At 54.3% G+C, this 11,690-nt stretch carries 10 protein-coding genes; 8 read left to right on the top strand and 2 right to left on the bottom strand.

The window, feature by feature from the left end:
* The first annotated feature begins 398 nt into the window (after positions 1-398).
* The 6 genes from HXY34_11625 (at position 399) to HXY34_11600 (ending at position 9,284) form a co-directional block, all read left to right on the top strand.
* The gene (locus HXY34_11625) at positions 399-6,677 is read left to right on the top strand and encodes a DUF2341 domain-containing protein (protein NWF96781.1); all 6,279 of its coding nucleotides are present in this window, start codon (positions 399-401) and stop codon (positions 6,675-6,677) included.
* 42 nt (positions 6,678-6,719) lie between these two features.
* The gene (locus tag HXY34_11620) at positions 6,720-7,352 is read left to right on the top strand and encodes a hypothetical protein (GenBank protein NWF96780.1); all 633 of its coding nucleotides are present in this window, start codon (positions 6,720-6,722) and stop codon (positions 7,350-7,352) included.
* A gap of 76 nt (positions 7,353-7,428) precedes the next feature.
* Positions 7,429-8,175, top strand: coding sequence for a hypothetical protein (locus tag HXY34_11615; GenBank protein NWF96779.1), 747 nt, complete (start codon positions 7,429-7,431; stop codon positions 8,173-8,175).
* Positions 8,176-8,196: 21 nt separating this feature from the next.
* A complete protein-coding gene (locus tag HXY34_11610) occupies positions 8,197-8,385 on the top strand; it encodes a hypothetical protein (protein ID NWF96778.1) in 189 nt (62 codons plus the stop codon).
* 147 nt (positions 8,386-8,532) lie between these two features.
* Positions 8,533-8,802, top strand: coding sequence for a hypothetical protein (locus HXY34_11605; GenBank protein NWF96777.1), 270 nt, complete (start codon positions 8,533-8,535; stop codon positions 8,800-8,802).
* Positions 8,799-9,284 carry a hypothetical protein gene (locus tag HXY34_11600; protein ID NWF96776.1) on the top strand — a complete coding sequence of 162 codons (486 nt, stop codon included), beginning with the start codon at positions 8,799-8,801 and terminating at the stop codon, positions 9,282-9,284. Before HXY34_11605 ends, HXY34_11600 begins: the two co-directional genes overlap by 4 nt.
* A 40-nt stretch (positions 9,285-9,324) precedes the next feature.
* On the opposite strand, the gene HXY34_11595 is transcribed toward HXY34_11600, so the two are convergent.
* A complete protein-coding gene (locus HXY34_11595; GenBank protein NWF96775.1) occupies positions 9,325-9,756 on the bottom strand; it encodes a nucleotidyltransferase domain-containing protein in 432 nt (143 codons plus the stop codon).
* Positions 9,728-10,120, bottom strand: coding sequence for a HEPN domain-containing protein (locus HXY34_11590; GenBank protein ID NWF96774.1), 393 nt, complete (start codon positions 10,118-10,120; stop codon positions 9,728-9,730). Before HXY34_11590 ends, HXY34_11595 begins: the two co-directional genes overlap by 29 nt.
* Positions 10,121-10,160: 40 nt before the next feature.
* Here HXY34_11590 and HXY34_11585 point away from each other — a divergent pair, with 40 nt between their 5' ends.
* Both HXY34_11585 and HXY34_11580 read left to right on the top strand, forming a co-directional pair.
* Positions 10,161-11,252 (top strand): hypothetical protein, encoded by a 1,092-nt coding sequence (locus tag HXY34_11585; GenBank protein NWF96773.1) that lies wholly within the window; start codon positions 10,161-10,163, stop codon positions 11,250-11,252.
* 29 nt (positions 11,253-11,281) lie between these two features.
* A complete protein-coding gene (locus HXY34_11580; protein NWF96772.1) occupies positions 11,282-11,677 on the top strand; it encodes a hypothetical protein in 396 nt (131 codons plus the stop codon).
* Positions 11,678-11,690 lie beyond the last annotated feature (13 nt).

Genomic DNA, 11,690 nt, shown 5'->3' with positions numbered 1-11,690 from the left:
TCCTGGGAGTGACAAGACTCCTGTGTCCAACTTTGTCCAACTAAAAATGAACGGTTGATGCTGACGCCCTGACCGGTACTCGGATTTGTGTAGGTCTGACAACGCGATGATTCATTTGCGTGGTTCGACTTGGCTCCTAGAACGGAACAAGGACAAGCGACTCCGTTGTATGAGTGGTTCCGACCTGTCACTTCGGAACTGGAACTGGCACGCAGGGTGGACTTGTGTGCCATAACCGTGCGAATTAGGCAGCGCGACGACCCCTCTGCCGACTCTGGACCTGATCTCTGCTACAGATTCCGAAACGACTGTAAGTTTCATATACAACTGTGCCACGTATTCCTCATCGCGGGCTGAGGAGTGAGTTCAAAGCACCAGTGTTGGCGAGAGTTTCAGATATGAGCGTGGTAGTACCTAGAAGTAAGGTCGTTGCTATTCTGGCAGTAGTGATATCGTTTGTCTTTGCTGGGCAAGTTGCAGCTCAAACCGCCCTCACGGCTGACCAACTCAATGCTGGTCCCTCGGTTGCCATTCTGCAGCTGTCCGACGATAAGGACACCGACTGGGCGGTCAATGACCTGATTGCCCGGTTGAACACCTTCATTGTGGATGACCTCTTCATTCCCGACAGGATACGCCTCATCAAGACCAACGCCCCTCATGTCGCCAAGTCACTTGACAATCAGATCATAGTGTACATGTCACATGGTGGGCCTATAGGAATGGTGACGGGGAATCACCTCACATCCTGGAAGACTATGGCAAGGATTGTGATGGAGTCTAAGGCCAGTGTTCATCTGTTTGCAGCCTGTGATAGCAGACGTATCGTCAAGTACGGCAGTGAGGACTCTGGCAAACAGCTGTACACGGTCCCCGGATCAAGGCCTGCCGAAGTCACGAACGTTGAGATAACTGCTACAATCATGCTGGCCTTTGGTCTGGACACCGAGACCGTCGAAGCCTACAGGACTGCAGAGCTGAACAAAGCAAAGGACCTTGTACAGACCGGCATCAGTGTCCATATCATGGACTTCTCGCAGATAATACTGACCGAGATTGAGCAGATAGATGCCAACTACTCCCAGACCTACACCGACACCCACAAAGTCTACAGAGTCGCGGAAATGGTATACTACGCCCTTGCGAATTACACTAGTCTCCCGTACGACCTCGTCAGTCTCATCTTCGCGTACTACAGGGTATATGACGGATACCCTGAGCCTGGTCAGCGGCAGCTTCTCGCAGTCGACATCACTTACACCAAGAACTACTATATCGAGTCCGAGTACATCCCCGATGAGGGTGGTCCGTACAATCCGGAAGCCCTCCCGCCTGAGGATCCGCCAATCGACTACGATTCTGTCTTGTACAGTGACTTGTACACCTCGATAGCATCGTACACTCCCGGGCACTGGGAGAACTCCACGCCTGTGTTCACAGGCGGCACATACTCGGGATGGTTCAAGTTTGGAGGCAGCCCCTCCCCTGGCTGGGACTACATCTATGTGAACGTGACTGCCTCGGGAAATGTGACTGACCAAGTTGATAGCATACACCTCGAACAGCTGGACATTGGTGGCGTCCGGGTGGAACGTACTAAGGTCGACGGAGTGTGGCAGGAACCCGTCGTGGACCGAAAGCCGGGTCGCACGGGCGGACTTTGGATTGACTCCGCAACGGTCTGCAACTATGAATACGACCCCATGTGGTCTGGCGAGGAAGCGAAGATGCTCTCCTCGTGGCAGTATCGCAAGTCCCATCTCATCATCCACGGGTCCGGCAGCGGTGAGGCAGTCGTCAATTACCCTGTCCGTATTGTCGTGAACTACGGCTCCGGGACCGACTCTGGCGAGAACGTGTACCTCAATAGCCGAGCTCAGACCGACTTCGATGACATACGCTTCACGGATGCTGATGGCTATACCCTTCTCGACCATTGGCGCCAGTCGTACACTGAATCATCACGGGCAGTCTTCTGGGTTGAAATCAAGGGGTCCCTTGACCGCGATCGGACAATCTACATCTATTACGGCAACCCAAGTGCGGTTAGCGCGTCTACCGGCAGCTCCGTGTTCGACTTCTTCGACGACTTCAACAGAGCTGACAACTCCGCCGTGGGGCCCGAATGGACGGAGGACGAGTATGGTTCCGGCACAGTGAGCATATCCACCAACAGGCTTCGAATCTATCAGGCCCAGAACTACTACTGCCACATCGAGAAGGATACTCCCGACTTCCACAATTTCGTGGTGCAAGCCAAGATCATGATAGGCTCATACGCTGGCTGTTCATGGCGTCCGAACCTCTTCGTATACTGGGGCCCCTATGATTGGATTGGTATCGGCCCGTCTGATTACTTGCAGCATTCACTTGAGTACAATTACGCAAACTCGATAGTCTGGGGAGGGAATGCTGGCTCAGTATCCATCAACACATGGTACTACTATCGCATCCGGGTGACTCAGAGCTATGTCTACCCCGAGTACTCAACAGACGGAGTCTCGTGGACCACACATACGACCCTGACAAGGTATTCTGACTGGAGTGGGCCGCCAGTCCTTCTAGTTGTCGGAAAGGGGTTCAGCCAGAGTCCGAGCTCATACCCCAACGCCAATCTCGACAACTGCTACGCAACCCCGGGCTCGTATGGGACCTCGTATGTTGACGATGTCTTCATGAAGAAGTCTCTCAGTCTCGAGCCAAGCCACAGCACATGGGGACCACAGGAGTACACCCAGCTTGGTTCAAGTGCCCAAGCGCCTTGGGGCTACCGAAAGCTGCACACAATCAGCGGTTCCAGTGGAGCCGTACCCAACTACCCAGTCCGCATTGTTGTCCACTACGGTTCGGGCACCGACTCGGGAGAGCATGTGTACCTCAACTCCAAGTGCCAGACCGACTTTGACGACATCCGGTTCACTGATGGGACCGGGCGGGTTCTCCTTGATCACTGGCGTGAGACCTATGCTGCATCGTCACAAGCAGTATTCTGGGTTGAGGTTGCAGACAGTCTCGATACCTCAAAGAACATTTACGTATACTACGGAAATCCTGCGGTTGGCTCGGCCTCAGATGGATATGCAACATTCCTTCAGTTTGATGACTTCAATGATAACGTCGTGTCTGGTTCATGGACCCAGAGCAAGCCCGTCGGATGGATTCAGGAAGCATGGGGTTCATCGATGGTCATATCAATCGGCTCAGCTGACAATGGTGACTGGTGGGGTGGCACGCTGGAGTATGCCCCAATCGCATACAGGGCTGCACCCTCTACGAACTATGCCGCAGTCACCAAGCTGAACACTTACTCCGTCAACCTCAACACCCATGCGGGAATCATGGCCTATAACAATCGTAACAATGCCTATCTGTGGGGTCGCTATCGCAGCGCAAGCTACGACGAGTACACCCTCGAGAAGATTATCAATGACGTAGGCTACTGGAGAGTGGCCGCCTACTCCAGCACAACAATGGGGACTGAGCTGAGAATCAGGGAAATTGGAAGCACCAGGTATTTTGACATTAGCTTCAATGGCGGTTCAACATGGAGCAATGTGTATTCAATGACCGAGCTGGACCCCGCCTACCTCGGCCTCTTTGGCAAGGAGTGGGGCTCAAGCACATTGGATGCCATATTCGACTTCTGGTATGTCAGGAAGTGCATTGCCTCGGAGCCAGCCCACGGTGCTTGGGGCAGCGAGGAGTCGTTCTCGCCCTTGGGTCAGGGCTCGATACAGGTTGGTGAGGACTACCTCTATGTGTCCGGCATTCCCACGGGCACTGGCTGGCACGGACCTACCTTCATTCAGGAGCTACCATCCTACATGAAACTCAGTGACTTTGGAAGCTTCTCGGCTAACGTCTCCCTGCTACATGGTGGTCAAGTCCAGAGAGTGGGCTCTCTCAACCTCTATCTGTACGACGATATGAAGCGTCCCGTCTTCCGTCTCTCGGTTGTCGACAGCTCAAGTAGTGCGTCGAGCCTAGTTGTGAGCGGGGCCTTCGTCAGCACCTCCGGGACCGAGAACTCGTACTCATGGTCCGCCCTCGGTGGTGACTACAACGGAATTATCTCAGTTAGATACGACCCTCTCAATGGCATACGCCTGAAGCGCTCAGGAGCGTCAGAACAGGTCCTACTTTCAATTAATCAGTTGACGGGGAGTCACCTCGACCGGATGATAAAGTACGTGGGAGTGAACTGCCAGCGGTATGGCTCCAACACTGAGCATGATGAAAGGATATACTCCATCCGAGTCAGCTACTCTGGCTCCGATTTCACTTCCTTCACGGACCGGTGTATGTCTAACAGGAGCTTCTACCAGAACGACGGTTTTGGTGTGGTCGATGTCACGGAGGACGCTGAGGACGGCGATACCGCCTTCTGGGAGGTCTACGATAACGTCCCTGCCGGAAACATCACAAACGTCGCGCTTGACGGGGACAGAGCAATCTCGCTTCAGGGCGGCGGTTGGGACACCGGGTATCGGTACCCGAGCTCTGGAAACTACTGGAATGAACGCAACCGATTCGTGATTCAGTGGAGCATGAAGTACTCTGAGTACTATGAGATCTATATCTCCGTAGACACAACTTCAGGGCACTACTATATGGACTATACACCTCAGGATGTCGACTACTTGGGAGCGACTGCGGGATATGTTCACCACGGACTCGGAACGACCTCCAAGGATGGCAATTGGCACACATTCCAACGTGACCTCGTCGCTGACCTTCATGAGGCCTATCCGAGCATCAACATCGTTGATATCAACGCCTTCCTGATACGAGGCAGCGGCTACATAGATGACATCAAGCTGCTCTCCTACGCCACCGTGAAGGAGGATGCCGAGGATGGCAGGACAACAGGCTGGGGTGTATACAGCGGGTCTGGTACAGTCAGCAATGTCCTTCTAGGCACTCGACGCGTCATTCAGCTTCAGGGCAGTGGCACAAGCACCGGTCACAGGTATCCGTACAGCTCCACAAACTACTGGAATGACAAGGACCACCTCACTATCCAGTGGAGCATGAAGTACTCCGAGAACTACATCGTCTATGTGTCGGTGGACACTTCCGCTGGACACCGATACCTTCAGTATACACCGGTTGACACCGATGGTCTCGGCACAGGAGAATACGTCTACTTTGGACTCGGCTCCAACACGACCAACGGGCAGTGGTGGACCTTCAAGAGAGACCTACTCACTGACCTGCACAGAGCACAGCCAAACGTGGACATAGTCGACGTGAACGCCATCCTCATCAGGGGCAGCGGCTACGTCGATGACATCATGCTCCTAACGCGCGACTCCGACTCCCAACTCATCGCGCCAGTCGGGGCCAGCTACCTGACAGCAAGTGTTGCTGCTCGACCGGCCTACAACACATGGCACGGGGCCACCTTTGTGCGGGCACTGGACAGGCCATTCAGACTCTACCAGCTCGGTCAGTTCTCGGTACGAGGCAGCCTCACCCAGACGAGCAACAGCATGGGCCAGATGCTCATCGGCCTCTTTGACGACCAGATGAAGCAGATCGCATGGATATGGTGGTATGATGACTCGTCCGGCTCATCGACCGGCAGGATGAGCACAGCGTACTATCCCGACACTGAAGGCGAGCTGAGGCAGGACTCTCCCTCCACCTCGGCCAGCTTTGACAGGACGGGCGCGCTGTGGTACGACCGTGCCTCCAACTCGATATGCTCGGCCATCGACGGGAATGTGGTGACGCTGGGTGCAGTGACCAACGCCTCGCGGATTGTGAGCTACTTGGTCATCAAGGTGCTCCGGTACGACGATGTGGCGATGGTGGACATGCGCGTGCAGGACATGGAGCTGGTGGTGGACCTGCGGGGGACGCCGCCGTGGGTGCCGACGCCTCCACCGGATGAGGCGCCCCCGAACGGTACGGGCGACGGGACACTTGGCGGAAAGACGGACAGCGAGTCCTCACTCCTAGGAATTGTGCAAGGTGTCTTCGCTAACATAGCTGCATGTGTCCATGCGTTCTTCACTTGGCCTTGGCCCGAACTCCACCTGTGCTTCTCTCAGACTGTCTTAGGTTCGTCGCTTCTGATCATCCACATAGTCATGGACTTGTTAGGTGACACACATGTTGAGGAGTTTGAAATTCAAGTACTTGATTGGAATGAGAAGCCAGCAGACGAGGGACAACGGACAATCGATATAATGATTGCCTCTCTAGACGACTGGCTTCGAGTCGTAGCCTACGCGCTGGCGTTAGCCATTGGCGTGATCTACTTTTTCCTTGAGAAATGGGCTCATTTCCTCACGCTGCCACAAGAGGGACAATTCTGGTTTGCCATCTTCGCCTACGTACTGTGCGTACTGGGGTACTTCGCAGTGACTTGGTCTCTAGTTCGTAGTTCTTCGCTTAGTCCAATGGACGCAGCTGCTGCGTTCTTGACGATGGGTATGATGTGGCTGTTGCAGGTGTGGTGGGAGAACCGGTTGACAAAGGCTTTCATGAGCGGCAAGAAGGCCGGTCGTCTGTACGACTTCTTTACCGACGTGTACCGGAAATCACCGCTCGAGTCAGTACGCCAATGTGGTTTTAAGGGACGTTGCCACTATGGTCTCATACTGTGCAACATCATATGCCTTGGAGTGCTCGTAGGTCTGGTCACGGGCATTGCAATCGGAGCATGGTAGACTATGTCTTGCGCGGCTGTTTCTCCTGACGCAGTCTGGCGGATGTGTGCAGATGTTGGACTAGACTACCTCTGGCAGAGTCTGGTCTTCACACTTGTTATGACATGTATCGGGGTTGCTCCGGTCATGTCCTATCTGTGGCTAGGCTCAAGGATTAGAGACAGAGTGGTTCGGGGGCAGCTCGAAGCACCCAAAGGCATTGGAAGCCGGTACGCACGCCTGTTACTCTCAGGACAGAAGCGGCACCAAGATGTGTCATCCGCCTTCGTATTGCAGCTGCCCGTTGTTCTCTTCTGGATATTCGGCCTGTTGGTAATGCCTGAGTATACTCCGACGTTCTTTGTAGCCATGATTCCTATCTGGCTCATGGCGGTTGCGTTGCCATTCTATCATCCGAAGTTGTCACCATGTACGGACATAGACTTCCGTAGCGAAGAAGGACTGAGAGAAATCCTTGACACCAGTGACCCAGTGGCGGCAGCCCTGTGGATTGTGCGGGTATACGAAGAGATGCAGCTCGAACAGGAGCGCACGAGGGACGGGGCCCCACGGGCCATTCGTCACGACTTAGAGCAGTATCTGAGGCTTAAGCAAGAGCTAATGTCTCGCGAAGACGAGGTCGGCAGGGTCTTCAAAGAAGCCTACAGACGTTTTGAGATTGGCTCAGAGGAGTAGCTTCCGCGACAGGTTGCCTGAGAGTCCCCAGACTTGAATCTCGAGAACTAGTCTGCTGCGCTATGACGACGTGGTCATGGTAGTTTGGCGGTTGCCGGACATGCACTTGGTGGACCTGCGGGGTACGCTGCCGTGGGTGCCTGAGCCGGGTGATATTGGCCCCGTGGAATCATGCTTCGACGGAGTGCTAGGGGATTCTGTGGACGAGAGCGCCAAGAGAAGGGCTGACCTTCTCGCCTCTGTAGCACTTCTATCACTTGTACGGTACGAGTGGTCTTGGCCATGGCCTGAGCTCCATCAGTATGTCTATGCTCCCGACGAGGAGCAGGCACTTCAGGGAGTTCTTGTTCCTGACCTCGACAATGTCCTACTCGAGGTCATCTACGACATACTGAACGGTATCAGGATTGCGGTGGAGTTTCTCTTGAACTGGGTTCTCACTCATTTCGGGCTCACAGAGGCATTAACGGAGTTCATCGATGGCATCTTCAGCAAGCTCGTCAGTACGGCTGTCACTGTCTTGCTCTACAACAAAGGGTCCTTCTATGTTGCAGGGCTCTGGGTTGCATGTGACAGCATCAAGACCGCGATGGTGGCTAGCAGATTGGGCGCGGGCACCTTAACTGCTCCTCTGACAAGTCTGCTGGCAGCAATAACCCAGCTGGCAGCCATTGCGACGGTTGTCTACATGGCCCTAATCATGCTTGCCGCCGAGGAAATTCTGAACACGATGGGCTGGGCGTTCGTCGGAGCCTTCTGGGCTGGCCTGCTTCTCTGTTTCTTATCGCAGTGGTGGGGAGTGCGGAAAGTCCAACAACTATGATCAACTCAGCATGATGGTCTTGTGAAGAGGTTCATATACAAATGGATTCCAAGAATCTATGAGAATGCGGACTTCATGGCACTTGACCTCATCACGACGTTCAGGGGAAGCGTTGCAGCGCAGTACACGAAGACTTGCTATGTAGGCATGATAGTGTACTGCATTGCGGAAATCGCCCTGTACTTCATTAGGGCGGCATACAAGTGGTGATGAGTCTGATGCAGGGAGACTCCGACACGTTCTTCCAGCTACTGCGATATGATCTCCTCCTGCTGCTTCTAGTTGGAATCGTGTTTCTCTCTCTCCCACACACTGACCGATAGGGTGGCTCGGATAGTCTCATCATGCCATGATGAATTGGAAACAGAGCGTTCGAAGCGAGTCGTGGTTGGCTACAGGGCTCATCCGGGTATCTGGGAGGGCGCCATTCGGATTCTCTACTGGTCAAGCACAGTACTCATGATTGCCTACATATCCTTGGCTCTGGGCTATCTGATGGGTTTCGCCGTAGCGATTCCTATTGTGATGACTAGCAGAAGTACCGAGCCCTCATTGAAGAGAGCAGTCCTCAACTATGAAGAGCAGCACCGGCTTGCGCTGGAGGTGACACTCAAGGAGAGCGTATGATTGTTGATGCTTATGGCACGCCACAGTTTGATGTCTATCTCCTCCGGGCCTTCACCGCGCTTGAGTCTCCGCACCGTGTGATACCAAAGTGGATGACAAAGGAATGGGAGAGAACAAAGGACGGTCTGATGTCAAGGGATGATGAAGTTGGGGTCGCGTTCAGAGAACGTCTAGACAAGTGGCACGGAGAACACCATCAAGCGTCAGACAGCAGTGACGAATCAGGTCCTTCTCAGGACTACGTGGCATCCCCTGGCAAACACACCAGAGTTGAGACTATCGTACATGACATGGTTGACAGCCAAGTGAGTGATGAATTCATCGACGCGTGGCTCTGGAGGCTGTTCGACAAGTTCGAGGAAACCCCCGCAGGACCACCAGGGATAGGACTAAGGCGGAGGCATACCTACAAAGACTACGTGGCCGGCAGAAAGCGGCTCATGACGAGAGACGACGCTGCCGGTCAGGCCTTTCGCGATTAACTTGCCAGATGGGCAAGAAGAGAAGCGGTCTGAGGTGCGACTAGGTGGCAGTTGATCTCAGGTCCCAGCCCTGCTCTCTACGTGCGACTCTTCCAGAGCCCATGAGCTCCATGAGTGCTGCTCTGGCAGTCTCGAAGACCCCATCATCAAACACGACTACGCCATCGTGCAGCGCTTCCCATATCAGATAGGCATGGGATTCTATCGCAGACTCCACTTCGTCTGATGTCACGACGAAGGCCTGAATGCGCCCTCGTGAGAGTTTCTGGGCCGCGAGGTTCCTCTCAAACCAGTCGGTCCCCATGCTGTCACTGACTATCAAGACGTCAATGTCGCTCCGATGGTTCCACCCACCTTTGGCGGCGCTACCGAAGACCACAACGGCACGGACCGGATGGCTCCTCTTGAGCCGCTTGACGTAGTCGTCTAGGGTCTGTGCTGCTTCACTGCTGATGTACAGCTTCAGAAGCAAATACAAGCACCTCCTGTGCGTCTCTAAGTGCCGACGCACTCTGCTCCTTTGAGAACTTGTCTTCAGGAACTCCGCTTGAGAAAGCATCCGGATACCTTGCGGCTATGTAATACAGGTTGAGCCGATGACATGACTCTCGCAGAGAGTTGTCGAAGCTGAGTCGTTGCTCAATCGCCCGAAGAAGTTCAATCAGATCGTGGCCCCAGCTTGGTAACCCCATCTTCTCCAATACGGCTTTCAATGACTTCTCTGCTGACTGCTGCGCTACGAAGCATGCCCAGGCATGACGACCCTCACGAGCAAGACCTATGGCCGTCTGGATGTCATACTCAGCCTGCCTGAGCCAGTCTCCAGAACGGTCCATGTCGTATCCAGAGTATCAGATGTGCAGTGCAATATGAACTATGCGAAGACCATTTGGTTCCATGTTCAGCTCCAGTCACACCACTGAGCTGTGGTACGACCGGGCCAACAACGCGATGCGCTCATTCATTCCCGGCAACTTGGTGACTTTAGGCCCCGTGACCAACGCCTCGCGGATTGTGAGCTACGTGGTCATCAGGGTGCTCCGGTACGATGACGTGGCGATGGTGGACCTGCGTGTGCAGGACATGGAGCTGGTGGTGGACCTGAGAGGGACGCTGCCGTGGGTGCCAGCGCCTCCGCCGGATGAGGAACCTGTGGGACAGCCCGGTGATGGTACAACGACTGGTTCTGCTGACGAGAAGCCGGGACTAGCGGGTATTGTCGAGTCTGCATTGGCTGTAGTCGGAGAAGTGGTTCAGGTCTATCTGACCGGCTGGTGGCCTTTGGTCCATCTTGTGATAGATTTCATTGTGATGCCAGGGGTAGAGGTTTACGCTCACGCCACAATAGACCTTCTCGGTGACTACAACTTCGAGTACTTCAACGTCCGTTTTCTTGGGTGCGAGGACTACAGCGAAGAGCAGAGTCAGGCACTCTTGAATGGCCCCGAAGTGCAACAGACCATGAAGTCGCTAGACCTCGTCGTTGCTCAGTTGGGCGTGGCAGTCATCCTTGGTTGGTTCGCCGCTCGGATAGCAGCGTCTTTCGGCACGCCAAGCACCGAGTGGATAGTGTGGGCGCTCATTGGTGCTGCAAGTGCTCTCCAGATCATGTTCTACATTCTGACCATTGAGAAGTATCTCCAGTCACGTATGGAGCCCGTGGTGGCAGGGTGGCTGTTTCTGGGTTTTGCCTTGTCGATGCTGACCGCAGCATTCTTGGCCTTCAAGAGCGCACTTGACATAGCGAATAGTTACAAGGGCTCGGGAGGCATTCTCAAGTTCTTTGAAGAGAGGTTCTGGATTAATAAGAGCGAGAGGATGCTGACGAACGGCTTAAAGGGTCGCTGCAATGTCGTAATGATGGTGGCTCTCATGTTCCTAGCATTCACGGCATTCTGGATGGGGTTGCTAGTGGTTGACCTACTCAGGCAGCAGCAGGGCAGTTCTGCGGCATCGATGATTACATGAATGCGATGGATGAATGGACGTGAAACCTAATGCAATCATGGATGTTTCTCATGCTGCTGTCTGCGGGGTCCAGCCTCTCAACTTTCCTAATCGCTCTGTACTACCAAGATAGGGGTGAGAAGGCACGCGAGGCAGTGTCCAGAAAGGGACTGAGCAAACCCGTAGGTTTCGGTAGATGGTATGCCATCCATGTGGCTTCGAGACTGGGAAGGATCGCATATGAGCTGCTGTCACGCAGTGCGGCGCTCCTGCTGTTCTGGGGCCCTCTCATCCTCATCGACTCTGCGATGTTCGCCGCAGTCATTCCCTATGCTTGGCCTTCCATGGTGCTCTTCTTCCTCCTTACTATGGGGGTAGGAAGAAGACAGACATCTGGGCCATGTGACGACGAGGACCAGAGCGAGTCTAATGGCTGCTGGGACTGAGGCGCTGCGCCAC

It is taken from the genome of Candidatus Thorarchaeota archaeon, assembly GCA_013388835.1.
GTDB lineage: Archaea > Asgardarchaeota > Thorarchaeia > Thorarchaeales > Thorarchaeaceae > JACAEL01.
The sequence above is the reverse complement of the archived record's forward strand: the minus strand, read 5'-3'. Positions and strand labels throughout refer to the sequence as shown.

Bases quoted from the DNA above. Each gene is read 5' to 3' on its own strand.
- HXY34_11625 (NWF96781.1), top strand. From the start codon at position 399: ATGAGCGTGGTAGTACCTAGAAGTAAGGTCGTTGCTATTCTGGCAGTA.
- HXY34_11620 (NWF96780.1), top strand. From the start codon at position 6,720: ATGTGTGCAGATGTTGGACTAGACTACCTCTGGCAGAGTCTGGTCTTC.
- HXY34_11615 (NWF96779.1), top strand. From the start codon at position 7,429: ATGGTAGTTTGGCGGTTGCCGGACATGCACTTGGTGGACCTGCGGGGT.
- HXY34_11600 (NWF96776.1), top strand. From the start codon at position 8,799: ATGATTGTTGATGCTTATGGCACGCCACAGTTTGATGTCTATCTCCTC.
- HXY34_11590 (NWF96774.1), bottom strand. From the start codon at position 10,120: ATGGACCGTTCTGGAGACTGGCTCAGGCAGGCTGAGTATGACATCCAG.
- HXY34_11585 (NWF96773.1), top strand. From the start codon at position 10,161: ATGCGAAGACCATTTGGTTCCATGTTCAGCTCCAGTCACACCACTGAG.
- HXY34_11580 (NWF96772.1), top strand. From the start codon at position 11,282: ATGCAATCATGGATGTTTCTCATGCTGCTGTCTGCGGGGTCCAGCCTC.